This window comes from Pseudomonas sp. NPDC089392 (assembly GCF_044749595.1).
Lineage (GTDB): Bacteria > Pseudomonadota > Gammaproteobacteria > Pseudomonadales > Pseudomonadaceae > Aquipseudomonas.
The window spans coordinates 46,091-70,638 of sequence record NZ_JBIVIF010000023.1; the positions used below are offsets into that span (position 1 = coordinate 46,091).

Below are 24,548 nucleotides of genomic sequence, written 5' to 3' on the forward strand. Positions count from 1 at the left end.
AGGGAGCTGATTTCGAGTAGCCCAACAATGTTAGTGCTGCGCCTTCGAGCCACCTCTCCCACCACCTGCTGCCCAATCACAGACAACATAGGTGCTGTTGAGGGTACGCGCTACCACGTAGTCCTGGATCTCTTCGTACGTCACGACATTGGAGGTGCGAATGGGATCTCCATCATCAAAACGCCGCTCTCGGTCACCGAAGACCACCCCTCTCAGGAATAGCTCATGCGGCCCATACTCAACCGAGGACAGGTACGCCGTGATCTCCAACTCGAATTCAGTCTGCATCGCCTTGGCTACCGTGCTAGGTATGGCTGACGGCGAGACATCGACGATTTTGTATGTGGAAAGCGGCGCGGGCCGTTTAACCATGTTTTACCTCCTGGGCGGTGACGCCCTCGGAACCTTACACACGAGATGCCAACCTATGGGCCGACCAGCAACAGGTGACTAAGTCCGCGCGTGTTAGCCTTGACGAAGGCTTAACCCAAGGAGCGCTGTACTTGAGCAATCCACCTATTTCTGGCTACTACGAAACTCTTCTCGCTGCTCCCGACTTCTCCGACGACCCGATTGGTGCTCGCCAGAGTCAGCGCTGGCAACTGATAGTTGATGACATTCACCACAGCGCCTCTGTGAATGATCTACGTGAGGCGCGGGGAAAAGCGGAAGGCTACATTCGAGGACTGGTTGATGCCGGCCATCTATCCAACGACCGGATTCGCGATTTCATAATACTGAGTAGCATTCACCGACGCCGAAGATTGCTTTCGGACGCTTGATCGCAGCATCGTTCATCCAGCGCACGGAAGCGCTTGGCTACGTTGTCTTAATCAATGCTCCCATAAGCGCTCGTAAACTTGCCCTTCCCAATACCCGCTTGAACGACGTCAACACAAACCGTCCCTCTGCTGTAGTGACCACCCAGTAACGCCCTACCTTCTTCAGATGCTCGATGCGAGACGTCCGCAGAATGTGCCCATCCGCCCGTTGTTCAAACTGCCCAGGATCGGTGTGACCAAAAACGATGCCGGCAGAGCACTCCGATGTGATGAAGACATCACTCAGGTAGCCGGTGACAGGTGGCGAGTATCTATAAGCCATCGCTCGTATGATCCGTTTGAGCTGGAAATCGGAAGGGCTCTTGCAGTGGTAATCGATGTTGATCTCAGAGGACATCAGTGCTTCCTTTTACAAAACTGACATTGCCCGCCTCTGCAGGCGTGACCCTGTCAAAGCGCTAAGGTGAAATCCGGCGAAAAACCAGTGCGCTCTCCTGGATAGCCTCTCGGATTCGAAATGACCCGACAGCCCGAGACGATTGTGTCGACTGCATGATGCGTATGACCGAAAATCCAAACGTCAGCCTGGGCAACCAGGTCGTGCCATTCATTGAAGTAGGCTGCACCTAGGTGGCCTTCGTGGCCGTCACCCGCAACCTCTCGGATCGGACAGTGATGCGTGATCACCACGGTCTTTCCCTGGAAATCCCTGGCGAGCTCGGCCATCAGAAAATCACGAGTGGTAATGTTTCGAGCGATGAGGTCAGCAGGACGAAGCTTGCTGTAGCCTTCTCCGATACGGATACGCTTGAAGTCGTTCATCCCCTCCGCACATACCCTCATCGCAGCCTTGTAGTCACCAGTAGCGGTGTAATCCGTCCAGGCTGTTGCTACCAGAAAGCGCGTGTTACCGATGATGAGGATCTGGTTATCCAAGATGTGCACGTGCTCAGCAGCGGCGTCACGCATTTTGGTGAGCGTCCGATCGATGTGGCCCTTGTAGAACTCATGGTTCCCGCAGACGTAGATCACTGGGGATTCGAAGGTGTCGTTCGCCCATGTCACTCCCCGCCCACGCACCGAGATGTCGCCGGCTAGAACGACCAAATCGCACTCTTTCGCGGGCGGCTGGAAGTCCGCGAACTCCAGGTGCAGATCTGAGTAAATCAAAATTTTCATCGAGTCAGCAGAGTCCTGTTCGAGAGCTGATCATGCCTCCGGTACTTCCATGGAGTCCGGCCACTGATATGTACTGGAAGGTTTGCGAAGCGCTGGTAAGAGCAGCGGCGTTAACCATCGAAATATGGTGCGGCTGTTCAACACCGATCAAACGACTGGAGAAGGATCGGAGCTTCCAGAAGAGAAGTCCAAGTGGGGCCGCCGGAGAAAAGCTCGCTCATTCGGCTTTAGCCGGCTAGCGGTGGAAGATTCAAGTCACTCCGAGTCACCCCAGGCTCGGCGCATTTCGTCCTCGTCTGCGATGCCCCAGGTATCGTGTCGCATACGTTCAATTAGCTCTGCTCGAAGCTCTTCGAGACTAACGTGGCCGTCTACATAGCCCTGTAACTGAGCCAGACGTTCAGCGGCAAGCTTCCCTCCATCGAGAGCTAGGCAAGCGATTTCTGCTGCCACGGCTTCACGACGGCGCTCGCGCTCGATTTCATCAATCTCCATGGCACCTCCACGTCGGTTAGCCAAAGCCTCCATCGGAATGGAAGCCTGGTTATCAAGCCTTACTTGAGGGCTTTGCTGAAACGCTGAGCAAGCTCAGCAACTCCGATTGGCGCCCAGCTCTCAAGGTCGTTGCTCTTCCGGATGAAGTTGATCGCACACCCGATCATAAACACGCCTGCAGCGATACCTTCCCAGAATGCCCAGATGAAGGTGGTCGGCACCAGGTAGTCCGGATCCTCGCTGCCCGTCACCAGATAGATCAAATATGGAGACGCGAAGCAGCCAATGACGAAGGTGAGGATCATCAGAGGAATCGCGGAAACCATGATCAAGATCGGCACCTTGACCTGAAGCTCCTTCGCCGCGATAAGCAGCCCACTCTCACCTTTCATGGCGTAGATGGTGGCCTTGTTCTCCATCTTGTTCTTCTTTTTGGTGAAGAAGCCATATAGGGTCACGCGCTGCCCTGGCTCCATCTCTTCGTAGACCTTCCCTGGCAAAAGCATATTCGGCAGCACCTGGCCATCGATGGTCACGTGAGCAGTTACGGTACCCTGCTCGGTAGCGGTGACACGAACCTTGTCGATCACCCCAGTTACCTGCCTGCAATCAAATCTAATCAAAATATGCTCCAATTATTGAGCGCGCAGTCAACCGCACCACCTGAAGGGCGGCGTGCTTAAGGTGCAGAGACAGCTACGCGCGAAACAAAAAAACGGTATTCAGTGTCGCTTGCTTCCCAAGACCATCACCTAGCAGTAGCCAGACGGTGCTGTTGATCTCAAACATGAAATGGTGGTCATGCGAAACTGAGGTACGAGGCAAAAGGATTACCCGGGGATAGCTTGGTCGGCGAGGCTGAGCAGCCTCTCCTATAGCTGTCACCACGTGGCCTCCAGAATTTGATCTGTCAGCTAGGAGCGCTCGTATAGACGTGGCCTTCGCTGGTGACAAACTCGTACACAGGGTTGTCTGCTGTCCCGGCTTGAATGCGAATCTCTGAAAGCAGCTCCATTGCGTAAGCCCCTTGCTCCCTTTTTCCAGGCGACAGGATGATGTGAATATTACTCACGCTCAGGAAATTACCTCGCTCCGCAGAGCGCATCATCTGGAGACTGGCAACATCACTAACAACGTGTGCAACCGGGCCAATGTCGCCATCCTCCAACCCCATACCCTCGATCAGAAACGAATATTCACACCGACTAATGTCAACTGAATTCCAGAGCATCCGAACACTCTCTGGAGCCCTAAACTGGCCCTGCAAATTGCTGCTATAGGTCACAAACACTGTGGTCAAACCCTATCCATCTCTAGCCCATCCCGAGATCGGCCAAGCCCAAACGATCAACGCCGCACATGCCTCTGCAGTCGAGAAGTCTCACTGCCTAGGTGTATGCAATCCATGGGGCAGCATGCCGGCCGCTGAAATGACATCATAAGCAAGAGGCCCACCAATAACAATAGATGATATTTAGTGGGTCGCCGCAACTGTGGCTCTATCCTTCCTTTTGGAAAGGCTGACCGTGAAGGAAGAGCTAGCTATTACTCTGCGTGCCATTCGCCGAATGAAAGGAATGGGCTATGAATCCCTCGCTGGGACTATTAGCCAGAGCAACCTAAGCTTGCTTGAGCAAGGGAAAATCCAGGCGACGTTGCCGACCCTTCTCAAAATAGCCAACACGCTCGATGTCAGCCTTTTGACCATAATGGCATTGTGCTTGGCGATCCGTGACCACAAGACACCCGAGCGCGAATTGCTAGATGCGCAAGCTGAGCTCCAGAGCTTCATGGAGTCAGGCGGTCTGGAACTCATGGAGGCTCAAACCCAAAATGGCGTTCTGAAGAAGCGCGAGCGAGGCATTCGAGCGAATGCAGAGAGGATCAGTGCGGTGATTGACCTCAAGCGTCAAGGCATGACGCAAGCGGAAACTGCACGTGCGCTAGGCCTGCCTAAATCTACAGTTCAACGCTACTGGCAAGAGGTTTGAGGTTTCAAGTTGACCTGACTGCCCACACAGATCCTCGAAAGTAGTGGGCTTGTGAGGGTACAGGGCTGACACGACTGGAACGGCTACGGGCGAACCAGAACTCTTAGGCGTATGAACGCCCCACCTAATCGCCCCAAGCTCACATCCTATGCAGATGCTCTAGAGGCCAGGGGCACACATCTCAGTGGCCCTCACCAAGCATGCAGTTGGCTTTCCCACTCCACGAAGCGTGCAGTAGTTTGCAGTAGAAGGCATCCAATGGAATGCATGCTGAGCCTATCGCTGCCACCGTCATCTCAAAAACGCATTACGCAAGCACAAAAAAAGGGCTTAGATATTCTCCAAGCCCTTTCTTTACTGATTCTGGCGGGGAACCAGGGATTCGAACCCTGGGAACGCTCTCACGTTCGCCGGTTTTCAAGACCGGTGCATTCAACCACTCTGCCAATTCCCCGATGTATCCGCTGGTCTGACCTTAAGCATGCATCTGGGAACTACCTTAGATAAGAACTCTAGGATAGTTGCCCATCGACGGTTTTCAAGACCGTTGCCTTAAACCACTCGGCCACGCTTCCAGCTCGTTTGCGGTCGCCATAATACCGTAATGAAACACGCTGTCAAACTCTCTGTGTCGCGGGTTGCGGCGGCTCTGATAGACTCCTAGCATCTGAACGTTCGAAACCACAGGTTTACCCAAGGAGTGTCGCCATGCGCGAACAGGATTACGCCGTACACCACGGCCAGCAGGTCGAGCAGCAGGAGATCAGCAAGGTCCTGCGCAACACGTACAGCCTGCTGGCGCTCACCCTCGCCTTCAGCGGTGTCATGGCCTTCGTTGCCCAGCAGATGCGTGTTGGCTACCCGAACGTGTTCGTGGTGCTGATCGGCTTCTACGGGCTGTTCTTCCTTACCAACAAACTGCGTGATTCGGCCTGGGGCCTGGTGTCTACCTTTGCCCTCACCGGCTTCATGGGCTTCATCCTCGGCCCTATCCTCAACCGTTACCTGGGCATGGCCGGTGGCGCTGAAGTGGTCAGCTCGGCGTTTGCCATGACGGCGCTGGTGTTTGGTGGTCTGTCGGCTTACGTGCTGATTACCCGCAAGGACATGAGCTTCCTCAGTGGCTTCATCACTGCTGGCTTCTTTGTGCTGCTGGGTGCGGTAGTGGCCAGCTTCTTCTTCCAGATCAGCGGCCTGCAACTGGCGATCAGCGCTGGCTTTGTGCTGTTCTCGTCGGTGTGCATCCTGTTCCAGACCAGCGCGATCATTCATGGTGGCGAGCGCAACTACATCATGGCGACGATCAGCCTGTATGTGTCGATCTACAACCTGTTTGTCAGCCTGCTGCAGCTGTTTGGCATTATGGGTCGTGATGACTGATTGATTGGTGTTTGGGAAAGCCCGCTTCGGCGGGCTTTTTTGTGGGTGTTGGAAATGGGGTTGGGGTGTGAGGGATTGCTCGCGAACACCGGCGTAGCCGGTGGCATGCTCCGCGCTGGATTCTTCGCGGGTGAACCCGCTCCTACACTGAGCGGCGGCGGCACAGCTCATGAATTTGTCATTTCCGGCACATGCTGCCTAATAATTGACCATAAAGTCAGATAGTTGAGCAAATGGTCGCCGATCATGCCGCTATCGTGCTTTTCTCTACCCCAATCCGCCATCACCCCGTAGAATGCGCTCCTTTTTTCTTCCGGGGCAGCTTTCAGTAATGAGCTCACACGAACACAGCCCAGGCGCGGCGGCGCCTGCCAATGAACTGGTGCTTGGACTTGAGGACAAGCCACGGCTGTTGATCGGCCTGCTGGCTGCCCTGCAGCACCTGCTGGCGATCATCGTGCCGATCGTTACACCAGGCTTGCTGATCTGCCAGGCGCTGGGCGTTTCGGCGCGGGATACCAACCTGATCGTATCCATGTCGCTGGTGATCTCGGGTATCGCCACCTTCGTGCAGTGCAAGCGCTTCGGGCCATTTGGCGCCGGGCTGCTGATCGTGCAGGGCACCAGCTTCAACTTCGTCGGTCCGCTGATTGCCGGTGGTGCGCTGATGGTCAAGCAAGGCACGCCGGTTGAAGGTGTGATGGCGGCCATCTTTGGTGTGGTGATTGCCGGCTCGTTCGTCGAGATGGGCGTTTCGCGCATCCTGCCCTTCGTCAAACGCCTGATCACCCCGCTGGTGACCGGCATTGTCGTGCTGATGATCGGCCTGACGCTGATCAAGGTCGGCCTGATCAGCATGGGCGGCGGCTTCGGCGCCATGGCCAATGGCACCTTCGCCAACGGCGAAAACCTGCTGCTGTCGGGTGTGGTGCTGGCGATTATCGTCATCCTCAACCGCATTCCGGTGGTGTGGATGCGCAGCTGCGCCATCGTTATCGCCCTGGCGGTCGGCTATGCACTGGCTGGCTACATGGGCCGCCTGGACTTCACCGGCATGCACGAAGCCGCGCTGTTCCAGGTGCCGACGCCACTGCACTTTGGCCTGAGCTTCTCGTGGGCGCTGTTCATTCCGATGCTGGTGATCTACCTGGTGACTTCGCTGGAAGCCATTGGTGACGTGACTGCCACCAGCAAGGTGTCGCGCCAGCCGGTCGAAGGGCCGGTGTGGATGCAGCGGATCAAGGGCGGTGTGCTGGTCAACGGCGCCAACTCGCTGCTGGCGGGTTTGTTCAATACCTTCCCTAGCTCGATCTTTGCCCAGAACAATGGGGTGATTCAGCTGACCGGTATTGCCAGCCGCCATATCGGTATGTGGATTGCCGTGATGCTGGTGCTGCTGGGGCTGTTCCCGAGTGTTGCCGGGGTGATTCAGGCAGTGCCGGAGCCTGTGCTGGGTGGTGCGGCCATGGTGATGTTCGGGGCGGTTGCGGCTTCGGGGATCAATATTCTGGCCAGTACTCGGCTGGATCGTCGTGCTTTGCTGATTATCTCTGTTTCCCTGGCTTTGGGCCTGGGTGTGGCGCAGGTGCCGGAGTTCCTGGCGCATATGCCGGCGGCGATTCGCAATGTGCTGGAGTCGGGGGTGGCTACCGGGGGGATTTGTGCGCTGGTGCTGAACTGGTTCTTGCCGGAGGGTAAGGAGCAGGCTTGAGGCCAGATTTATTCTGGTAGGGCCAATGGGGCTGCTACGCAGCCCTTCGCAGGCAAGCCAGCTCCTACACCGAGCGCGTAAGCTTCAGGCGTTGCGCTATCCCTGTAGGAGCGCGCCAGCTTGACGGATGAATAGAAAGCCCGCACCCGCATGCACAAGCGGGCGCGGGCTTTTTTGCTTTATCATGGCAGCATTCCTTTGCATGAGTTATCCATGAAATTCGCTATCGCGGTGTTCTCCCCGGCCCATGCGCCCTCCTCGCGGCGCGCCTTGCGCTATGCCGAGGCGGTGCTGGCCGGCGGGCATGAGATTGCCCGGCTGTTCTTCTATCAGGACGGGGTACACAGTGCCTCGGCCAACGTGGTCGCGCCCCAGGATGAAGTGGACGTGGCCGCCCAGTGGCGTGCCTTTATCGAGACCCACCAGCTGGACGCCGTGGTGTGCATCGCCGCCGCCCTGCGCCGTGGCGTGCTCGACGAGGCCGAGGCCAACCGCTACCAGCGCCCGGCCGTGAACCTGCCCAAACCGTGGGAGCTGTCCGGCCTGGGCCAATTGCATGAGGCCGCGCAAGTTGCCGACCGCCTTGTCTGCTTTGGAGGCGACTGAAATGGCCAAATCCTTGTTGATCATCAGCCGCCAGGCACCGTGGAATGGCCCATCGGCCCGCGAGGCCCTGGACATCGCCCTGGCCGGCGGCGCGTTCGATCTGCCGCTGGGCATGCTGTTCCTCGACGATGGTGTGCTCCAGCTCGCCCCAGACCAGCAACCTGCCGCCGTGCAACAGAAGAACCTGGCCGCCAACCTGCAGGCGCTGCCGATGTTCGGCGTCGAAGAACTATTCGCCTGCAACCACAGCCTCGCCCGTCGTGGTCTGGCCGCCGACAGCCTGGCGCTGCCGGTGCAAGTGCTGGATGACGCGGCTTTGACTGCGCTGATCGCCCGTTTCGACCAGGTGGTAACGCTCTGATGACGACCCTGCATGTAATTGCCCACTCCCCGTTCGGCGACGAGCGCCTGGCCAGCTGCCTACGCCTGCTCGGTGCCGAAGACGCCGTGCTGCTGTGCGGCGATGCGGTGTATGGCCTGCGTAGCGGCAGCGAACCGTACCGCCAGCTGCAAGCGGCCGGCCTGGCCCAACGCCTGTTCGCCCTGGACGAGGACATACAGGCCCGCGCTGTCGGCAACGACCTGGCCAAGGCCGTGGACTACGCCGGTTTCGTCGAGTTGTCGCTGCATTACGATAAGGTCAATAGCTGGTTATGAATACGCTCACCGTTGGCGATCAGGCGATCGCCCTGGACAAGGACGGCTTTCTGGTCGACCTGCAAGACTGGTCCCACGCCGCCGCCGAGGCCCTGGCCGAGCGCGAAGGTATTCCGCTGACGGCGGACCACTGGGAAATCCTCGAACTGCTGCGCCAGTTCTACCAGGAATTCCAGCTGTCCCCGGCCACGCGCCCGCTGATCAAGTACACCGCCCTGAAGCTGGGCCCGGACAAGGGCAACAGCCCGCACCTGAACCGTCTGTTCAATGGCACCCCCGCCAAACTTGCCGCCAAGCTGGCGGGCCTGCCCAAGCCGACCAATTGCATATGACCCAGCCATCCTTGAATGAAGCTCGCCCGCTTACCCTGGAAACCCCGGCCGAACACCCGTTTGCCGAATTCGTGCGCATTCTCGGCAAAGGCAAGCGCGGCGCGCGCGGCCTGACCCGAGAGGAAGCCCGCGCGGCCATGACCCTGCTGCTGGAAGGCAAGGTCGAAGACACCCAGCTGGGTGCCTTCCTGATGCTGCTGCGGCACAAGGAAGAAAGCGCCGAAGAGCTGGCCGGCTTCACCGAGGCCCTGCGTGCGCACCTGCAGGCGCCGCGCATCGCCGTGGACCTGGACTGGCCTACCTACGCCGGCAAGAAGCGCCACCTGCCCTGGTACCTGCTGGCCGCCAAGTGCCTGGCCGGCAATGGCGTGCGCATCCTGATGCACGGCGGCGGCGCGCATACCGCCGGGCGCATGTACACCGAGCAGCTGCTTGACCTGCTGCAGATTCCGCTGTGCCGTGATTGGGCTGCGGTCGGCAACGCGCTGGACCAGCACCAGCTGGCGTTCTTCCCGCTGCACGACTGGGCACCGCAGCTGCAGCGCATGATCGACCTGCGCAACACCCTCGGCCTGCGCTCGCCGATCCACTCGCTGGCCCGGGTGCTCAACCCGCTGGGCGCACGCTGTGGCCTGCAGAGCATCTTCCACCCCGGTTACCAGGCAGTGCACCGCGAGGCCAGCCGCCTGCTGGGCGACCATGCCGTGGTGATCAAGGGCGATGGCGGCGAGATCGAGGTCAACCCCGATGTCATCAGCCACCTTTACGGCACGACGGCGGGCGAAGCGTGGGATGAAGAGTGGCCGGCGCTGAGCGAACGCCGCCATGTCAAACCGCCAAGCCTGCAGCCCGAACACTTGCTGGCGTTCTGGCGGGGTGAAGTGGAAGACAGCTACGGCGAGAAGGCCCTGATCGCGACCATGGCCCTGGCCCTGCGCGGCTTGGGACAGGACCGCGAGCAGGCGTTCGCGACAGCCCAAGGCTATTGGGATAAGCGCGATCAATCGATTTAACCGATCATACCACCCGGATCTTTGCGCTATTTGTTCGAACGATTTGGCCTAGACTGGGCTCCAACGACAAACAACTTTGTTTCAGGAGCTCACCATGGGCCTTTTGATCGACGGCCGCTGGCATGACCAGTGGTATGAAAACGGCAAGGACGGCACGTTCAAACGCGAAAACGCCCAGCGCCGCAACCAACTGCCCGCGCCAGAAGCCGGCCGTTATCACCTGTATGTATCGCTGGCCTGCCCATGGGCCCATCGCACGCTGATTCTCCGCGCCCTCAAGGGCCTGGAGCCCTTGATCGATGTATCGGTGGTCAGCTGGCTGATGCAGGACCATGGCTGGACCTTCGACCAACAGCAAGGCTCCAGCGGCGATCACCTCGACGCCTTGGAGTACCTGCACCAGCGCTACACCCAGGACGACCCGCACTACACCGGTCGGGTGACTGTGCCGGTGCTGTGGGACAAGAAAGAGAAGCGCATCGTCAACAACGAGTCGTCGGAGATCATCCGCATCTTCAATAGCGCGTTCAACGAACTGACTGGCAATACTCTGGATCTGTACCCCGAGCCGCTGCGCCCGACCATCGAGGCGCTGAACGAGCGTATTTATCCGGCGGTGAACAACGGCGTGTACCGGGCGGGCTTTGCTACCACGCAAGACGCCTATGAAGCGGCGTTTGATGAAGTGTTCAACGAGCTGGATTATCTGGAAGACTTGCTAGGCCGAAATCGCTACCTGGCGGGTGAGTACCTGACCGAGGCTGATGTACGCCTGTTCACCACGCTGGTGCGTTTCGATGCGGTGTACCACGGGCACTTCAAGTGCAACCTGCGCCGGCTGAGCGATTACCACAACTTGTCGAACTGGCTGCGTGAGCTGTACCAGTGGCCGGGGGTAGCGGGGACGGTGGATATGGAGCATATCCAGAAGCACTATTACATGAGCCACAAGACCATCAACCCGAATGGGATCGTGCCTAAGGGGCCTTTGCAGGACTTCAACCAGCCGCATGATCGGGAGCGGTTGGTGGGTAAAGGGATTTGGCAGGCTTGAGATCGTTGGGGCTGCTTTGCAGCCCATCGCGACACAAGGCCGCTCCTACACAGGGATCGCGCTCGCCTCGGGCATTGCGCGGTACTTTGTAGGAGCGGCCTTGTGTCGCGATGGGCCGCAAAGCGGCCCCAACGATTTCAGCTGTTCTGCGAACCTTCGAACCAGGCCAGCTTGTCACGCAACTGCACCACTTCCCCAACAATCACCAGGGTCGGCGCATGCACTTCATGCTGGGCCACCAGGTCCGGCAAATCCGCCAGGGTACCGGTGAACACCCGCTGGTTACGCGTAGTCCCCTGCTGCACCAAGGCCGCCGGGGTACTGGCCGCACGGCCATGGCGAATCAGCTCGGCACAGATAGTCGGCAAACCGACCAACCCCATGTAGAACACCAGGGTCTGTGCCGGCGCCACCAGGTCATCCCAAGGCAGGTTGCTGGTGCCATCCTTCAGGTGCCCGGTAACAAAGCGCACCGACTGTGCATAATCGCGGTGAGTCAGCGGAATCCCGCCATAAGCGGAACAACCACTGGCCGCAGTAATGCCCGGCACCACCTGGAACGGAATGCCATGCTCGGCCAGCTCTTCGATCTCTTCGCCACCCCGGCCGAAGATGAACGGGTCGCCACCCTTCAGGCGCAGTACGCGCTTGCCCTGCTGGGCAAGGTCGACCAGCAGGCGATTGATCTGGTCCTGCGGTACGGCATGGTCAGCACGGCGCTTGCCTACGTAGATGCGCTCGGCATCACGCCGGCACATCTCGATGATCGCAGGCGCAACCAAACGGTCGTACAGCACCACGTCGGCCTGCTGCATCAGGCGCAAGGCACGGAAGGTGAGCAAGTCCGGATCACCCGGACCTGCGCCTACCAGGTACACCTCACCGCCCTGTTGCACCGGCACGCCTTCTACCATCGCCTGCAACAGGCGTTCGGCTTCAGCGCCCTGCCCGGCCAGCTGGCGCTCGGCGATCGGCCCCTGGAACACGGTTTCCCAGAAGCCACGACGCTGGTTGACGTCTGGGTACAAGGTTTTGACCTTGTGCCGGAAACGCGCTGCCAACCCGGCCAGCTCACCGTAGGCGGAAGGGATCCAGGCCTCCAGCTTGGCGCGAATCAAGCGCGCCAAAACCGGGGCGTCACCGCCGCTGGACACCGCAATCACCAACGGTGAACGGTCGACAATCGCCGGGAAGATCACCGTGCACAAGGCCGGCGCATCCACCACGTTGACCGGCAGGCTGAGGGCCTGCGCATCCGCCGACACCTGGGCGTTCAGCCCAGGGTCGTCGGTGGCCGCGATCACCAGCCGGCAGCCGACCAGGTCGGCGGCCTGATAGCCACGCACCAGCACCTCACCGCCACCTTCCCGGGCCAACGCGGCCAACTGGCCGTCGACGTCCGGCGCCACCACGCGTAGCACGCCGCCGGCATCAGCCAGCAGGCGCGCCTTGCGCAAGGCGATCTCACCGCCACCGACGACCAGCACGCGGCCGCCTTGCAGCTTGTGGAACAGCGGCAGGTAATCCATTTAGCGGATGACCTCAACGCCGCCCATGTACGGCTTCAGCACTTCTGGCACCAGGATCGAACCGTCGGCTTGCTGGTAGTTCTCCAGCACAGCAACCAGGGTACGGCCTACCGCCAGGCCGGAGCCATTGAGGGTGTGCACCAGCTCTGGTTTGCCGGTTTCCGGGTTGCGCCAGCGGGCCTGCATGCGGCGCGCCTGGAAGTCGCCACAGTTGGAGCACGAGCTGATTTCGCGGTACTTGTCCTGGCTTGGTACCCACACTTCCAGATCGTAGGTTTTCACCGCGCCAAAGCCCATGTCGCCAGTGCACAGGGCCAATACGCGGTACGGCAGCTCCAGCAGCTGCAGCACGCGTTCGGCGTTGGCGGTCAGGCCTTCCAGGGCTTCCATCGACTTGGCCGGCTCTACCACCTGCACCATCTCGACCTTGTCGAACTGGTGCTGGCGGATCATGCCGCGGGTGTCACGGCCAGAAGCGCCGGCTTCGCTACGGAAGCACGGGGTATGGGCGACCAGCTTCAGCGGCAGCTGCTTGGCGTCGAGGATTGCCCCGGCCACCAGGTTGGTCAGCGACACTTCGGCAGTCGGGATCAGGTAGAAGTCAGCCTCGCCTTCGCGGGTGATCTTGAACAGGTCTTCCTCGAACTTCGGCAGCTGGCCGGTGCCCTGCAGGGCCGGGGCCTGGACCATGTACGGGGTGTAGTGCTCCTCGTAGCCGTGCTCACCGGTGTGCAGGTTGATCATGAACTGCGCCAGGGCGCGGTGCAGGCGGGCGATTGGGCCACGCAGCACGGCAAAGCGCGCGCCGGACAGCTTGGCCGCAGCTTCGAAGTCCAGGCCACCGCTGACTTCGCCAAGGGCGACGTGGTCCTTGATTTCGAAGTCGAAGGCCTTCGGCGTGCCCCAACGGCGCACTTCGACGTTTTCTTCTTCGCTGGCACCGACCGGTACGCTGGCGTCTGGTAGGTTAGGAATGGTCAGCAGGATGCCGTCCAGTTCCGCCTGGATCTCGTCCAGTTCGGTCTTGCCAGCGGCCAGTTCATTGGCCATGCGCTCGACGTCGGCCATCAGCGGCGCGATGTCTTCGCCCTTGGCCTTGGCCTGGCCGATCGACTTGGAGCGGGCGTTACGCTCGGCCTGCAGCTGCTCGGTGCGGGTCTGTACCGCCTTGCGGCGCTCTTCCAGTGATTCGATGCGCGCGACATCCAGGCTGAAGCCACGGGAGGCCAGGCGATCCGCCACTTCCTGAAGTTGGCCGCGTAACAGTTTGGAATCGAGCATATCGTTCTCTCGTTATAGGTAGGTGTTGGTTCAGAATCGGGTCAGGGACAGGCCGGCCCAGGTGGCCAGTAGCCCGCCCACCACGCTGATACTGGTATAGCCCAAGGCAAGGGGCACTTGCCCACTTTCCATCAGGCGCACGGTATCGAGCGAGAAGGAGGAAAAGGTTGTCAGGCCGCCAAGGAAGCCGACAATCAGGCCGGCGCGCAATTCGACCGGCGCCAGCGGCTTGTGCAGAAACAAGCCATAGAGCAAGCCGATCAGCAGGCAGCCAACCAGGTTGACCGCCAGCGTACCGATATAGAAGTGCCGTGGCCAGTGGGCCGCTACCCAGTTCGAGGTCACAAAGCGCAACAAGGTGCCGGCAATACCGCCCGCGCTGACCGCGGCGATCAGTGCAATCACGGTTTTCTCCGCTGGCGGGGGCTGTTGCGGTCGAGGTCGGCCAGGTGGCGCAGCTTCTCGCCAATCTTCAGCTCCAGGCCTCGCGGCACCGGCTGGTAATACTGGCGCGGCTCAAGCTCATCGGGGAAATAGTCTTCACCGGCGGCATAGGCGTCAGGTTCATCGTGGGCGTAGCGGTATTCGTCGCCGTAGCCCAGTTGCTTCATCAGCTTGGTCGGCGCGTTGCGCAGGTGCAGTGGCACCTCCAGCGAGCCATGCTCGGCCGCTTCGCGCAGGGCGGTCTTGAAGCCCATGTACACCGCGTTGCTCTTCGGCGCACAGGCCAGGTAAGTGATGGCCTGGGCCACCGCCAGTTCACCTTCGGGGCTGCCCAGGCGCTCTTGTACATCCCACGCCGCCAGGCACAGGCTGAGCGCGCGCGGGTCGGCGTTGCCGATGTCTTCGCTGGCCATGCGCACCACGCGGCGGGCGATGTACAGCGGGTCGCAGCCGCCGTCGAGCATGCGCGCAAACCAGTACAGGGCGCCATCGGGGTTGGAGCCGCGCACCGACTTGTGCAGCGCGGAAATCTGGTCGTAGAACGCCTCGCCGCCCTTGTCGAAGCGGCGGCGGCTGTCACCCAGCAGGCTCTGCAGCATCTCGACGTCGATCTCGCTGCCGTCTTCGGCCAGGTCCGAGGCGTTTTCAAGGAAGTTGAGCATGCGCCGGCCATCGCCGTCGGCGGCGGCCATCAGCATCTTGAAGGCGTCGTCACCAACCCGCAGGTTGCGCTTGCCCAGGCCGCGCTCTTCGCTAAGCGCGCGGTTCACCAGCTTGCGCAGCGCCGCCTCGTCCAGGCTTTTGAGCACATACACCCGCGCCCGCGACAGCAGCGCGTTGTTCAGCTCGAACGAGGGGTTTTCGGTGGTGGCGCCGATGAACAGCAGCGTGCCGTCTTCCACATAGGGCAAGAAGGCGTCCTGCTGCGACTTGTTGAAGCGGTGCACTTCATCGACGAACAGGATGGTGCGGCGGCCGTACTGGCCGGCCTGCTGCTTGGCCACCTCGACCGCCTGGCGAATCTCTTTCACCCCGGCCAGCACTGCCGACACCGTCTCGAAGTGCGCATCACAGAACTGCGCCAGCAGCCGCGCCAGGGTGGTCTTGCCCACCCCTGGCGGCCCCCAGAAGATCATCGAGTGCAGCGCACCCTGCTCCAGCGCCTCGCGCAGCGGTTTGCCACGCGCCAGCAGGTGCTCCTGGCCGACGTACTCGTCCAGGTTGGACGGGCGCAGGCGGGCGGCCAGAGGCTGGGCGACGGGTTCGCTTCGAAACAGGTCCATGACGGGCTCTGGTTACTCCTTGATCACGTCCGCACCCTTGGGGATGTCGAACTTGAACTTGCTGTCCGGCACCGCCTGGTTGGCCTTGACGCCATTGAACAGGATGTTGGTACGCTGACCAACACTGTCAATCAGCTGCATGTCGTTGATCAGGCCCTTGCGGAACGACACGCGCAGCGAGTCGAACAAGGTGTCCTTGGTCTTCGGCTTGAGGGTGAAGTCCACCACTTCGCCCTGCTCTTTCGAGGCGATGTCGAAGCTCTGGCTGATCTTCGACACGTCACCGGACAGCAGCAGCGCCGGGGTCTGATTCAGGCGCACGTCGAGCTTCTTGATGGTGGCCTGTTCCAGGTCCGGGTCCCACAGGGTGACGTTCTTGCCGTCCGACACCACCACCTGCTCCTGCGGTGCATCGGTGTGCCAGTAGAACAGGCCCGGGCGCTTGACCGTCATCTTGCCCGAGGTTTCCTGCAGGCTGGTGCCATCGGCACCCAGGGTCAGCTGGGAGAAGTTGGCCTCGATGGTCTGCGACTTTTCCAGCAGCTGGGTCAGGCGTTGTACATCTTGCTCACCGGCATAAGCCGTAACAGTGCCCAGGGTAAGGGCAGAAACCAACAGCATGCGAATCGCGCGCATGGAAATCCTCATTGGGCATTGAAAACGCCGGGCGCCACCGTTGGCGCCCAGCAAGGTGTTCATCAGTCGCGCGGGCCGCCCGGGGCAATCACTTCCCGCGAGCCGTTGCTGTTCATCGGGGTGACCACACCGGCCATTTCCATCGACTCGATCATGCGCGCGGCACGGTTGTAGCCGATCTTCAGCTTGCGCTGCACAGCAGAAATGGAAGCACGACGGCTCTCAAGCACGAACTGCACCGCTTCATCATACAGGGCATCGGTTTCGGCATCGTCACCATCGCCACCACCGCCGCCGCCATCAAAGCCACTGCCGGCCTCTTCGACACCGTTTAGGATGTCGTCGTTGTAGTCCGGGGCGCCGCGCAGCTTCCACGCTTCGACCGTGCGATGCACTTCGTCATCGGAAACGAACGCGCCATGCACGCGAATCGGCAGGCTGGTGCCCGGTGGCATGTACAGCATGTCACCGTGGCCCAGCAGCTGTTCGGCACCGCCCTGGTCGATGATGGTGCGCGAGTCGATCTTGCTGGAGACCTGGAAGGCCATGCGGGTCGGGATGTTGGCCTTGATCAGGCCGGTGATCACGTCCACCGACGGGCGCTGGGTGGCCAGGATCAGGTGAATACCGGCCGCCCGCGCCTTCTGTGCGATACGGGCGATCAGCTCTTCGACCTTCTTGCCGACGATCATCATCATGTCGGCGAATTCGTCGACGATCACCACGATGGTTGGCAGGGTTTTCAGGGCCGGCGGCTCATCGTCCATGCTTTCACGGCGGTACAACGGGTCGTGAATGATCTCGCCGGCTTCCTCGGCATCCTTGATCTTGCGGTTGAAGCCGGCCAGGTTACGCACGCCCATGGCCGCCATCAGCTTATAGCGTCGCTCCATCTCGGCCACGCTCCAGCGCAGCGCGTTGGCGGCGTCCTTCATGTCGGTGACCACAGGGCACAGCAGGTGCGGGATACCTTCGTAGATCGACAGTTCAAGCATTTTCGGGTCGATCATGATCAGTCGCGCGTCTTCCGGCCCGGACTTGAACAGGATCGACAAGATCATCGCGTTCACACCTACCGACTTACCGGAACCGGTAGTACCGGCCACCAGCAGGTGGGGCATCTTGGCCAGGTCGGTGATCACCGGCTTGCCGCCGATGTCATGGCCCAGGGCCAGGGCGACTGGCGACTTGGACTCATCGAACTGCGGCGACGACAACACTTCGGAGAAGCGCACCATCTGCCGGTTCTCGTTGGGGATCTCGATACCCACGGTGGTCTTGCCGGGGATGACCTCGACCACACGCACACTGGTCACGGCCAGCGAACGCGCCAGGTCCTTGGCCAGGTTGGCGATGCGGCTGACCTTCACGCCAGCGGCCGGCTGAATTTCGTATCGGGTAATCACCGGGCCCGGGTGGATCGAGTCCACCGTCACTTCAACGCCGAATTCCTTGAGTTTGATTTCCAGCAACTGGCCGACACCGGCCAGGGACTCTGGCGAGTACTCGATTTTCTTTTGCTCGGCCGGGTCGAGGATGGAGATCGGCGGCAACGTGCCTTCCACGGCGCTGTCGATGAACAGCGGCGCCTGCTTTTCCTTGAACACCCGCTTGATCGGCTCTGGCGCCTTGTCGGCTGCAGGCGGCACGATCATCGGGGTTGCAGGCTGCGCACGGGGCACCGCCGGCTCGCGCGGCACGACAGGTTCACGGGTGAGGGTTGGTTCACGAGCGGGTACGACAGGTTCACGAGCCGCCACGACGGGCTCGCGGCCCAGGGTCGGCTCACGTTGCTCGGTTACCGGGCCGGGCGCTTCTTCACGTTTGAAGATGCGCTCACGCAACGCCGGCTTGGCCGGTTCGCGCCTCTCAGCGGCCATCGGCGCAGCCTTGACCACCGGTTCATCCTCGCGCAGTTGCGCCTCCAGGCGCTTGCGCTCGTTGCGTGCTTCCCACCAGCGGTTGGCGGCGCCCTGTACCAGTTCGAACAGGTCGAGGGTGATCTTGCCGGTCAGGTCCATCACCTTGAACCACGACAAATCGGTGAACACGGTCAGGCCGAACAGGAACAGGGCAATGAACATCAGGGTGCTGCCCTGCACGTTCAGCAGGTTGCGCGCCAGCTCGCCAAGGCTCTCGCCCAGGGCACCACCCGCAGAGAACGGCATGCTCGCCGGAGGGTGGAAATGGATGTGTGCCAGCGCGGCACCGGACAGCACCAGGAACACCAGGCCGATCAAGCGCCAGGAGAACAGCCAGCCGCTCCAGTCCCAGGGCTGGTGGCGCTCACGGAAGATCTGCCAAGTCTTGATCGCCAGCAGCAGCGGGAAGATGTAGGCAAAGTAGCCCAGCACCATGAACAGGATGTCGGCAAAGTAGGCACCGGCACGCCCGGCGGCGTTCTGCACCTGGTCGATGTTGCTGGTGTGGCTGAAGCCCGGGTCCGAGGTGTCGTAGGTCAGCAGCGCCATCCACAGGTACAGGCACAGGGCGCCGACAGCGATCAACGCACCTTCCTTGAGGCGATAATGCATCTGCTGCCGCCATAGCGGCACGGGCAAGGGAGCTGGGGTTGCAGTGGATTTCTTCAAAACGCGTCTATTCCTGCGCGTGCTGCGCGTCCAATAGTGATCGGCCGGCGGTGCGACCAATGAACCACTACTTTTAACATTACTGCCCGCCAGCCGCCATGGCGGCACGCCGTATGGGGGTTCGGCCGGGGGCGACTTTCATATAGCTGCAATTTGAGCATGCATTTTCTTTTGTGACAAAGGCTTATGCTGTGTTTTTGCACAGGTGTGACAGCAAATGTAGCGGATGGTGCCTGCGGTTTCATGAATGTGTAGGAAATTGCCTATTTTCATTGTCTGTGGCGGCCTCTTCGCGGGTGAACCCGCTCCCACAGGTACCCCACTGCCTTCAGTACCTGTGCAATACCTGTGGGAGCGGGTTTACCCGCGAAGAAGCCACAACCATTGACCCTGCCATGCGCGCAAGCCATGCTGCCCTCTCCCCTCCCCCACCGCACAATAGACCATGCTCACCTGGCTGACCCGCGACTCGCTGACCTTCCCGCCCCTGGAAAAGGCCCTGCACGACCCCAACGGCCTGCTCGCCGCCGGCGGTGACCTGAGCCCCGAGCGCCTGGTGCAGGCTTATCGCCATGGCTGCTTCCCGTGGTACCAGGACGGCCAGCCGATCCTGTGGTGGTCACCCGACCCGCGCACAGTATTGCTGCCAGACCAGCTGCACGTATCGCGCTCGCTGGCCAAGCTGATGCGCCAGGGCCGCTACCAGGTCAGCTTCGACACTGACTTCCCGGCCGTGATTGCCGCCTGCGCAGCACCACGCGACTACGCCGACGGCACCTGGATCACCGACACCATGCGTAACGCCTACTGCGAACTGCACCGCCGCGGCATCGCCCATTCGGTGGAGGTGCGCCAGGACGGCGAGCTGGTCGGCGGCCTGTACGGCCTGGCCATGGGCCAGCTGTTCTTCGGCGAATCCATGTTCAGCCGCGCCGACAACGCCTCCAAGGTCGGTTTCGTGACCTTGGTCGAGCACCTGCGCCAGGCGGGCTTTGTGCTTATCGACTGCCAGATGCCAACCAACCACCTGCACAGCCTGGGCGCCCATGCCATCAGCCGCGCCGAGTTCGCCGGCTACCTGGCCCGCCACCTCGACCAGCCCAACAGCGCTACATGGGTGGTTGCCTAGGCGGTTTGCCATAGCTGGCTTACACTTAAACAAAGTCTCACCGATGGGGGTTGATCATGACAGAGTTGGCGCGGTTGAAGTTTTATGCCACTCAACCCCACTCCTGCAGCTACCTGCCCGACGAGCAGGCGACCACACTGTTCCTCGACCCCAGCCAGCCGATGGACGTGCACGTGTACGCCGACTTGTCGGAAATGGGCTTCCGCCGCAGTGGCGACCACCTGTATCGCCCGCACTGCCAGAACTGCAACGCCTGCGTGCCGGCACGCATCCCGGCGGCGCGCTTTATCCCCAACCGCCAGCAACGGCGCATCCTCAAGCGCAACGCCGACCTGACCGTGACGGCGGCGCGCCCGGCATTCAAGGAAGAGTACTTCGACCTGTACCGGCGCTATATCGAAACCCGCCACGCCGACGGTGATATGTACCCGCCCAGCCGCGACCAGTTTTCCACCTTCCTGGTGCGCGACCTGCCGTTCTGCTGGTTCTACGAGTTCCGCCTGGAGGGCCGGTTGCTGGCGGTGGCGGTGTGCGACCTGCTGCCCAACGGCCTGTCGGCGGTGTACACCTTCTACGAGCCGGATGAAGAACGCCGCAGCCTTGGCCGCTTTGCCATCCTCTGGCAGATCACCGAAGCCTTGCGGCAGGACCTGGAGGCGGTTTACCTGGGTTACTGGATCAAGAACTGCAAGAAAATGAATTACAAGACGCAGTATCGGCCTATCGAGCTGCTGATAAATCAGCGCTGGGTCACCCTCAACTGAAAGCATTGGCTTGACACGCAGTTTTCGGGCATAATCCACGCCACTTTTTTGCCCGGTGCGGTTATGCGTCGGGCCAACACTGGATACCGAGGGCTCAACTGCATGTCGAAAGAAGACAGCTTCGAAATGGAAGGTACTGTCGTCGACACCCTGCCCAACACCATGTTCCGCGTGGAGTTGGAAAACGGGCACGTCGTAACCGCGCACATCTCCGGAAAGATGCGCAAGAACTACATCCGTATTCTCACTGGCGACAAGGTCCGCGTCGAACTGACGCCGTACGACCTGAGCAAGGGCCGCATCACTTACCGTGCGCGCTAAGCTCAAGCCATGAAAAAGCCCGGCCATGCGCCGGGCTTTTTTGTGCCTTCAAGATCGTAGGGCGCTGCGTTGCAGCCCTGTGGGAGCGGGTTCACCCGCGAAGAACCCAACGCGATGGATGGCACCGGCTGCGCCGGTGTTCGCGGCTAAAGCCGCTCCCACAGACACAGCCCCGGCCCTTGCGTCACGCAACCTCAGCCGTGGTCTCGAAGTCAAACACCAGTTCACCATCGCGCAAGTCGACGTGCACCACGCCACCATGCTCGGCCAGCTCACCAAACAGGATCTCCTCGGCCAACGGCCGCTTGATCTTGTCCTGGATCAGCCGCGCCATTGGCCGCGCGCCCATCTGCACATCGTAGCCCGACGCCGCCAGCCAGCCACGAGCATCATCACTGACCTCCAGCAGCACACGTTTGTCTTCCAGCTGCGCCTGCAGTTCGATAAGGAACTTGTCGACGATGCTCTTGATCGTTTCGTGGCTCAGGCGGCCGAACTGGATGATGGTGTCCAGGCGGTTGCGGAACTCCGGCGTGAAGCTCTTGCGGATGACTTCCATGGCATCGGACGCATGGTCCTGATGGGTGAAGCCGATCGAGGCCCGCGCGGCGGTTTCGGCACCGGCGTTGGTGGTCATGATCACGATCACGTTGCGGAAGTCGGCCTTGCGCCCGTTGTTGTCGGTCAGGGTACCGTGGTCCATCACCTGCAGCAGCAGGTTGAAGACTTCCGGGTGGGCCTTCTCGATTTCGTCGAGCAGCAGCACGCAATGCGGTTGCTTGGTGATTGCCTCGGTCAGCAAACCACCCTGGTCGAAACCAACATAACCAGGCGGTGCACCGATCAGGCGCGACACGGTGTGGCGCTCCATGTACTCGGACATGTCGAAGCGCACCAGCTCCACGCCCAGCGCCTTGGCCAGCTGCCGCGCCGCTTCGGTCTTGCCAACGCCGGTAGGGCCGGCGAACAGGAACGAACCGACAGGCTTGTCTGGCGACTTGAGGCCGGCACGGGACAGCTTGATGGCGGTGGCCAGCGAGTCGATGGCCTGGTCCTGACCGAAAACGGTCAGCTTCAGGTCACGCTCAAGGTTACGCAGCAGCTCCTTGTCGGAACTGGTGACGTGCTTTGGCGGAATCCGCGCGATCTTGGCTACGATGTCCTCGACCTGTGGCACATCGATGCGTTTGACACGGTTGGCCTCCGGCTGCAGGCGCTGGTAGGCGCCGGCCTCGTCGATCACGTCGATAGCCTTGTCCGGCATGTGCCGGTCATTGATATAACGCGAGGCCAGTTCGGCGGCGGCGCGCAGGGCTTCGTCGCTATACTCGATGTTGTGGTGGCTCTCGAAGCGCCCTTTCAGGCCGCGCAGGATGCCCACGGTGTCTTCGACCGAAGGCTCGCTGACATCCACCTTCTGGAAGCGCCGCGCCAGGGCACGGTCTTTCTCGAAGATGCCGCGGAACTCCTGGAAAGTGGTCGAACCGATGCAACGGATTTCACCCGACGACAGCAACGGCTTGAGCAGGTTGGACGCATCCATCACCCCGCCCGACGCAGCACCGGCGCCGATGATGGTGTGGATTTCATCGATGAACAGGATTGCCTGCGGGCGCTTGCGCAGCTCGCCAAGCAGCGCCTTGAAGCGCTTTTCGAAGTCGCCGCGGTACTTGGTACCGGCCAGCAATGCGCCCAGGTCGAGGGAGTACACCACGCTCTGCGCCAGCAGGTCGGGCACCTGGCCATCGACGATGCGCTTGGCCAGGCCTTCGGCGATAGCCGTCTTGCCCACACCGGCCTCGCCCACCAGCAGCGGGTTGTTCTTGCGCCGACGGGCAAGGATTTGCGCCACGCGCTCCACTTCCTGCTCGCGGCCTACCAGCGGGTCGATACGGCCGGCACGGGCCAGCTCGTTCAGGTTGCTGGCATAGGCATCCAGCGGGTTGCTCGAAGAGGAAGATTCGCCGCCCTCTTCGTCCTGCATTTCCTGGTCGCTTTCAGACTGCGAACCATGGCCCGGCACCTTGGAGATGCCATGAGCGATGTAGTTGACCACGTCGATGCGGGCCACGCTCTGCTGCTTGAGCAGGAACACGGCCTGGCTTTCCTGTTCGCTGAAGATCGCTACCAGCACATTGGCGCCGGTGACTTCGCGCTTGCCGGAGCTTTGCACGTGGAACACGGCACGCTGCAGCACGCGTTGGAAGCCCAGGGTTGGCTGGGTTTCACGGTCTTCGTCGTTGACAGGAATCAGCGGCGTAGTGGAATCGATGAACTCTTGCAGGTCGTGCTTGAGCTTGTCGAGATTGGCGCCACAGGCGCGCAGAACGGTCGCGGCAGCCTCATTGTCAAGGAGTGCCAGCAGCAGATGTTCGACGGTCATGAACTCATGACGCTTCGAACGGGCCTCCTTGAAGGCAAGATTGAGGGTGACTTCGAGCTCGCGGTTTAACATAGCTTCACCTCATACCCAAGTGGTCGGCGATTAACCGTCCTTCTCGATTTCACAGAGTAGCGGATGCTGGCTTTCCCTGGCGTATTGGTTGACCTGCATAGCCTTTGTTTCGGCGATGTCACGGGTAAACAATCCGCACACTGCCCGCCCTTCGGTATGGACGGTCAGCATGATCTTGGTCGCCAGCTCGCGGTTCAGACTGAAGAACGTTTCGAGCACTTCGACGACGAAATCCATCGGCGTGTAGTCATCGTTGAACAAAACCACCTTGTACATCGGTGGCGCCTGCAGGATCGGCTTGGCTTCCTGGACTGCAAGACCCGAGCCGTCGTCCTCATTCGATTGCGGGCGATCCTGATTGAATGTTAGTCGAATCTCACTAGGTGCATGCATGGAAAGAATTTCATCATGAGCGACAGGTTAAGGTTGTGGGTTGACTGCAAAGGCCGCAACCGGCGCACGCGCCGCATGACCTTGACTATCGGCAAAACGGTGTTACAACCAATAAGAACCCACCGTGGTCGATAAAGATCCGCGCAGTCAACCAGATTTTTCGCAAGGTTCGTATGCGGATGACGTGGATGATACTCCAGTGATGGAGTCCTTTGCAGAGGGACTTAGGGATGGCAAGCGGTAAAGTCAAGTGGTTCAACAATGCCAAAGGCTATGGATTCATCAATGAAGAGGGTAAGGATGAAGACTTGTTCGCCCATTACTCAGCCATCCAGATGGACGGATACAAGACGCTCAAGGCCGGTCAAGCCGTGAGTTTCGAGATCATCCAGGGCCCCAAAGGCCTGCACGCGATCAACATCAGCAGCGCTTCGACTGCCTCGCCAGCGCCGGCCAGCGCACGGCCAGCCAGCAGCACTGCCGACGCCTGATCTGCAGCGCCGTCTGCCGGTATACGAAAAA

At 60.7% G+C, this 24,548-nt stretch carries 28 protein-coding genes and 1 tRNA gene; 14 read left to right on the top strand and 15 right to left on the bottom strand.

What is annotated here, in order from left to right; translation table 11 throughout:
- Nucleotides 1-30 precede the first annotated feature (30 nt).
- Nucleotides 31-372, bottom strand: a complete 342-nt coding sequence (locus ACIP1G_RS19220) for a hypothetical protein (RefSeq protein WP_400739925.1) — start codon at nt 370-372, stop codon at nt 31-33.
- 131 nt (nt 373-503) lie between these two features.
- Between ACIP1G_RS19220 and ACIP1G_RS19225 the strand changes: the two genes are divergently transcribed.
- On the top strand, nt 504-782 hold the full coding sequence (locus tag ACIP1G_RS19225; RefSeq protein ID WP_400739928.1) for a hypothetical protein: 279 nt from the start codon (nt 504-506) through the stop codon (nt 780-782).
- A 37-nt stretch (nt 783-819) separates the two neighbouring features.
- On the opposite strand, the gene ACIP1G_RS19230 is transcribed toward ACIP1G_RS19225, so the two are convergent.
- The 5 genes from ACIP1G_RS19230 to ACIP1G_RS19250 all read right to left on the bottom strand — a co-directional run bounded on the left by ACIP1G_RS19230 (nt 820) and on the right by ACIP1G_RS19250 (nt 3,756).
- Complete coding sequence (locus ACIP1G_RS19230; RefSeq protein WP_400739930.1) at nt 820-1,179, bottom strand: hypothetical protein; 360 nt, start codon at nt 1,177-1,179, stop codon at nt 820-822.
- Nucleotides 1,180-1,232: 53 nt separating this feature from the next.
- Complete coding sequence (locus tag ACIP1G_RS19235; protein ID WP_400739932.1) at nt 1,233-1,961, bottom strand: metallophosphoesterase family protein; 729 nt, start codon at nt 1,959-1,961, stop codon at nt 1,233-1,235.
- 255 nt (nt 1,962-2,216) lie between these two features.
- Nucleotides 2,217-2,456, bottom strand: a complete 240-nt coding sequence (locus ACIP1G_RS19240; RefSeq protein ID WP_400739935.1) for a hypothetical protein — start codon at nt 2,454-2,456, stop codon at nt 2,217-2,219.
- 59 nt (nt 2,457-2,515) lie between these two features.
- Nucleotides 2,516-3,046: a hypothetical protein gene (locus ACIP1G_RS19245; RefSeq protein ID WP_400739937.1), complete on the bottom strand. Its 531-nt coding sequence runs from the start codon at nt 3,044-3,046 to the stop codon at nt 2,516-2,518.
- Between the two features lie 320 nt (nt 3,047-3,366).
- Nucleotides 3,367-3,756, bottom strand: a complete 390-nt coding sequence (locus ACIP1G_RS19250) for a hypothetical protein (protein WP_400739939.1) — start codon at nt 3,754-3,756, stop codon at nt 3,367-3,369.
- 226 nt (nt 3,757-3,982) lie between these two features.
- Here ACIP1G_RS19250 and ACIP1G_RS19255 point away from each other — a divergent pair, with 226 nt between their 5' ends.
- Nucleotides 3,983-4,447, top strand: coding sequence for a helix-turn-helix domain-containing protein (locus ACIP1G_RS19255; RefSeq protein WP_400739941.1), 465 nt, complete (start codon nt 3,983-3,985; stop codon nt 4,445-4,447).
- Between the two features lie 364 nt (nt 4,448-4,811).
- Here the strand turns inward: ACIP1G_RS19255 and ACIP1G_RS19260 are convergent.
- A tRNA-Ser gene (locus ACIP1G_RS19260) sits at nt 4,812-4,901 on the bottom strand.
- A gap of 254 nt (nt 4,902-5,155) precedes the next feature.
- Between ACIP1G_RS19260 and ACIP1G_RS19265 the strand changes: the two genes are divergently transcribed.
- The 8 genes from ACIP1G_RS19265 (at nt 5,156) to ACIP1G_RS19300 (ending at nt 11,200) form a co-directional block, all read left to right on the top strand.
- A complete protein-coding gene (locus tag ACIP1G_RS19265; protein WP_003251184.1) occupies nt 5,156-5,827 on the top strand; it encodes a Bax inhibitor-1/YccA family protein in 672 nt (223 codons plus the stop codon).
- Nucleotides 5,828-6,158: 331 nt separating this feature from the next.
- Nucleotides 6,159-7,538, top strand: coding sequence for a nucleobase:cation symporter-2 family protein (locus ACIP1G_RS19270; RefSeq protein WP_400739943.1), 1,380 nt, complete (start codon nt 6,159-6,161; stop codon nt 7,536-7,538).
- A 213-nt stretch (nt 7,539-7,751) separates the two neighbouring features.
- The gene (tusD, locus tag ACIP1G_RS19275; protein WP_110676046.1) at nt 7,752-8,144 is read left to right on the top strand and encodes a sulfurtransferase complex subunit TusD; all 393 of its coding nucleotides are present in this window, start codon (nt 7,752-7,754) and stop codon (nt 8,142-8,144) included.
- Nucleotide 8,145: 1 nt separating this feature from the next.
- Nucleotides 8,146-8,505 (top strand): sulfurtransferase complex subunit TusC, encoded by a 360-nt coding sequence (tusC, locus tag ACIP1G_RS19280; RefSeq protein ID WP_400739946.1) that lies wholly within the window; start codon nt 8,146-8,148, stop codon nt 8,503-8,505.
- Nucleotides 8,505-8,801 (top strand): sulfurtransferase complex subunit TusB, encoded by a 297-nt coding sequence (gene tusB / locus ACIP1G_RS19285; protein WP_400739947.1) that lies wholly within the window; start codon nt 8,505-8,507, stop codon nt 8,799-8,801. Before tusC ends, tusB begins: the two co-directional genes overlap by 1 nt.
- On the top strand, nt 8,798-9,133 hold the full coding sequence (locus tag ACIP1G_RS19290) for a TusE/DsrC/DsvC family sulfur relay protein (RefSeq protein WP_400739950.1): 336 nt from the start codon (nt 8,798-8,800) through the stop codon (nt 9,131-9,133). Before tusB ends, ACIP1G_RS19290 begins: the two co-directional genes overlap by 4 nt.
- Before the next feature lie 11 nt (nt 9,134-9,144).
- Complete coding sequence (locus tag ACIP1G_RS19295; RefSeq protein WP_400740043.1) at nt 9,145-10,146, top strand: glycosyl transferase family protein; 1,002 nt, start codon at nt 9,145-9,147, stop codon at nt 10,144-10,146.
- 94 nt (nt 10,147-10,240) lie between these two features.
- Nucleotides 10,241-11,200: a glutathione S-transferase family protein gene (locus ACIP1G_RS19300; protein WP_400739953.1), complete on the top strand. Its 960-nt coding sequence runs from the start codon at nt 10,241-10,243 to the stop codon at nt 11,198-11,200.
- 137 nt (nt 11,201-11,337) lie between these two features.
- Here the strand turns inward: ACIP1G_RS19300 and cysG are convergent, their stop codons facing one another.
- The 6 genes from cysG to ACIP1G_RS19330 all read right to left on the bottom strand — a co-directional run bounded on the left by cysG (nt 11,338) and on the right by ACIP1G_RS19330 (nt 18,964).
- Nucleotides 11,338-12,729: a siroheme synthase CysG gene (cysG, locus tag ACIP1G_RS19305; RefSeq protein WP_400739956.1), complete on the bottom strand. Its 1,392-nt coding sequence runs from the start codon at nt 12,727-12,729 to the stop codon at nt 11,338-11,340.
- Nucleotides 12,730-14,010 (bottom strand): serine--tRNA ligase, encoded by a 1,281-nt coding sequence (gene serS, locus ACIP1G_RS19310; RefSeq protein ID WP_400739958.1) that lies wholly within the window; start codon nt 14,008-14,010, stop codon nt 12,730-12,732.
- A 30-nt stretch (nt 14,011-14,040) separates the two neighbouring features.
- Nucleotides 14,041-14,415: a fluoride efflux transporter CrcB gene (gene crcB / locus ACIP1G_RS19315; protein ID WP_400739960.1), complete on the bottom strand. Its 375-nt coding sequence runs from the start codon at nt 14,413-14,415 to the stop codon at nt 14,041-14,043.
- A complete protein-coding gene (locus ACIP1G_RS19320; RefSeq protein ID WP_400739963.1) occupies nt 14,412-15,737 on the bottom strand; it encodes a replication-associated recombination protein A in 1,326 nt (441 codons plus the stop codon). Before ACIP1G_RS19320 ends, crcB begins: the two co-directional genes overlap by 4 nt.
- Nucleotides 15,738-15,749: 12 nt before the next feature.
- Nucleotides 15,750-16,373 (bottom strand): outer membrane lipoprotein chaperone LolA, encoded by a 624-nt coding sequence (gene lolA / locus ACIP1G_RS19325; protein ID WP_346646098.1) that lies wholly within the window; start codon nt 16,371-16,373, stop codon nt 15,750-15,752.
- A gap of 62 nt (nt 16,374-16,435) precedes the next feature.
- Nucleotides 16,436-18,964: a DNA translocase FtsK gene (locus ACIP1G_RS19330; RefSeq protein ID WP_400739966.1), complete on the bottom strand. Its 2,529-nt coding sequence runs from the start codon at nt 18,962-18,964 to the stop codon at nt 16,436-16,438.
- Nucleotides 18,965-19,409: 445 nt separating this feature from the next.
- Here ACIP1G_RS19330 and aat point away from each other — a divergent pair, with 445 nt between their 5' ends.
- The 3 genes from aat to infA all read left to right on the top strand — a co-directional run bounded on the left by aat (nt 19,410) and on the right by infA (nt 21,178).
- Nucleotides 19,410-20,093, top strand: a complete 684-nt coding sequence (aat, locus tag ACIP1G_RS19335; protein ID WP_400739969.1) for a leucyl/phenylalanyl-tRNA--protein transferase — start codon at nt 19,410-19,412, stop codon at nt 20,091-20,093.
- A 56-nt stretch (nt 20,094-20,149) separates the two neighbouring features.
- Entirely contained in the window at nt 20,150-20,857 is a 708-nt protein-coding gene (locus ACIP1G_RS19340; protein WP_322362595.1) for an arginyltransferase, read from the top strand.
- A 102-nt stretch (nt 20,858-20,959) separates the two neighbouring features.
- Nucleotides 20,960-21,178, top strand: a complete 219-nt coding sequence (gene infA / locus ACIP1G_RS19345; RefSeq protein WP_002553999.1) for a translation initiation factor IF-1 — start codon at nt 20,960-20,962, stop codon at nt 21,176-21,178.
- 184 nt (nt 21,179-21,362) lie between these two features.
- Here the strand turns inward: infA and clpA are convergent, their stop codons facing one another.
- Nucleotides 21,363-23,633: an ATP-dependent Clp protease ATP-binding subunit ClpA gene (gene clpA / locus ACIP1G_RS19350; protein ID WP_400739972.1), complete on the bottom strand. Its 2,271-nt coding sequence runs from the start codon at nt 23,631-23,633 to the stop codon at nt 21,363-21,365.
- Between the two features lie 30 nt (nt 23,634-23,663).
- Nucleotides 23,664-24,026 carry an ATP-dependent Clp protease adapter ClpS gene (clpS, locus tag ACIP1G_RS19355; protein ID WP_003251220.1) on the bottom strand — a complete coding sequence of 121 codons (363 nt, stop codon included), beginning with the start codon at nt 24,024-24,026 and terminating at the stop codon, nt 23,664-23,666.
- Between the two features lie 230 nt (nt 24,027-24,256).
- On the opposite strand from clpS, the gene cspD reads away from it, so the two are divergent.
- Nucleotides 24,257-24,517 carry a cold shock domain-containing protein CspD gene (gene cspD / locus ACIP1G_RS19360; protein ID WP_400739974.1) on the top strand — a complete coding sequence of 87 codons (261 nt, stop codon included), beginning with the start codon at nt 24,257-24,259 and terminating at the stop codon, nt 24,515-24,517.
- Nucleotides 24,518-24,548: the final 31 nt, after the last annotated feature.

Excerpts from the sequence above, each read along its gene's own strand:
- ACIP1G_RS19220 (WP_400739925.1), bottom strand. The coding sequence starts at position 372 with ATGGTTAAACGGCCCGCGCCGCTTTCCACATACAAAATCGTCGATGTC.
- ACIP1G_RS19230 (WP_400739930.1), bottom strand. The coding sequence starts at position 1,179 with ATGTCCTCTGAGATCAACATCGATTACCACTGCAAGAGCCCTTCCGAT.
- ACIP1G_RS19235 (WP_400739932.1), bottom strand. The coding sequence starts at position 1,961 with ATGAAAATTTTGATTTACTCAGATCTGCACCTGGAGTTCGCGGACTTC.
- ACIP1G_RS19240 (WP_400739935.1), bottom strand. The coding sequence starts at position 2,456 with ATGGAGATTGATGAAATCGAGCGCGAGCGCCGTCGTGAAGCCGTGGCA.
- ACIP1G_RS19265 (WP_003251184.1), top strand. The coding sequence starts at position 5,156 with ATGCGCGAACAGGATTACGCCGTACACCACGGCCAGCAGGTCGAGCAG.
- ACIP1G_RS19270 (WP_400739943.1), top strand. The coding sequence starts at position 6,159 with ATGAGCTCACACGAACACAGCCCAGGCGCGGCGGCGCCTGCCAATGAA.
- tusD (WP_110676046.1), top strand. The coding sequence starts at position 7,752 with ATGAAATTCGCTATCGCGGTGTTCTCCCCGGCCCATGCGCCCTCCTCG.
- tusC (WP_400739946.1), top strand. The coding sequence starts at position 8,146 with ATGGCCAAATCCTTGTTGATCATCAGCCGCCAGGCACCGTGGAATGGC.
- tusB (WP_400739947.1), top strand. The coding sequence starts at position 8,505 with ATGACGACCCTGCATGTAATTGCCCACTCCCCGTTCGGCGACGAGCGC.
- ACIP1G_RS19290 (WP_400739950.1), top strand. The coding sequence starts at position 8,798 with ATGAATACGCTCACCGTTGGCGATCAGGCGATCGCCCTGGACAAGGAC.
- ACIP1G_RS19300 (WP_400739953.1), top strand. The coding sequence starts at position 10,241 with ATGGGCCTTTTGATCGACGGCCGCTGGCATGACCAGTGGTATGAAAAC.
- cysG (WP_400739956.1), bottom strand. The coding sequence starts at position 12,729 with ATGGATTACCTGCCGCTGTTCCACAAGCTGCAAGGCGGCCGCGTGCTG.
- serS (WP_400739958.1), bottom strand. The coding sequence starts at position 14,010 with ATGCTCGATTCCAAACTGTTACGCGGCCAACTTCAGGAAGTGGCGGAT.
- ACIP1G_RS19320 (WP_400739963.1), bottom strand. The coding sequence starts at position 15,737 with ATGGACCTGTTTCGAAGCGAACCCGTCGCCCAGCCTCTGGCCGCCCGC.
- lolA (WP_346646098.1), bottom strand. The coding sequence starts at position 16,373 with ATGCGCGCGATTCGCATGCTGTTGGTTTCTGCCCTTACCCTGGGCACT.
- aat (WP_400739969.1), top strand. The coding sequence starts at position 19,410 with ATGCTCACCTGGCTGACCCGCGACTCGCTGACCTTCCCGCCCCTGGAA.
- ACIP1G_RS19340 (WP_322362595.1), top strand. The coding sequence starts at position 20,150 with ATGACAGAGTTGGCGCGGTTGAAGTTTTATGCCACTCAACCCCACTCC.
- infA (WP_002553999.1), top strand. The coding sequence starts at position 20,960 with ATGTCGAAAGAAGACAGCTTCGAAATGGAAGGTACTGTCGTCGACACC.
- clpA (WP_400739972.1), bottom strand. The coding sequence starts at position 23,633 with ATGTTAAACCGCGAGCTCGAAGTCACCCTCAATCTTGCCTTCAAGGAG.
- clpS (WP_003251220.1), bottom strand. The coding sequence starts at position 24,026 with ATGCATGCACCTAGTGAGATTCGACTAACATTCAATCAGGATCGCCCG.
- cspD (WP_400739974.1), top strand. The coding sequence starts at position 24,257 with ATGGCAAGCGGTAAAGTCAAGTGGTTCAACAATGCCAAAGGCTATGGA.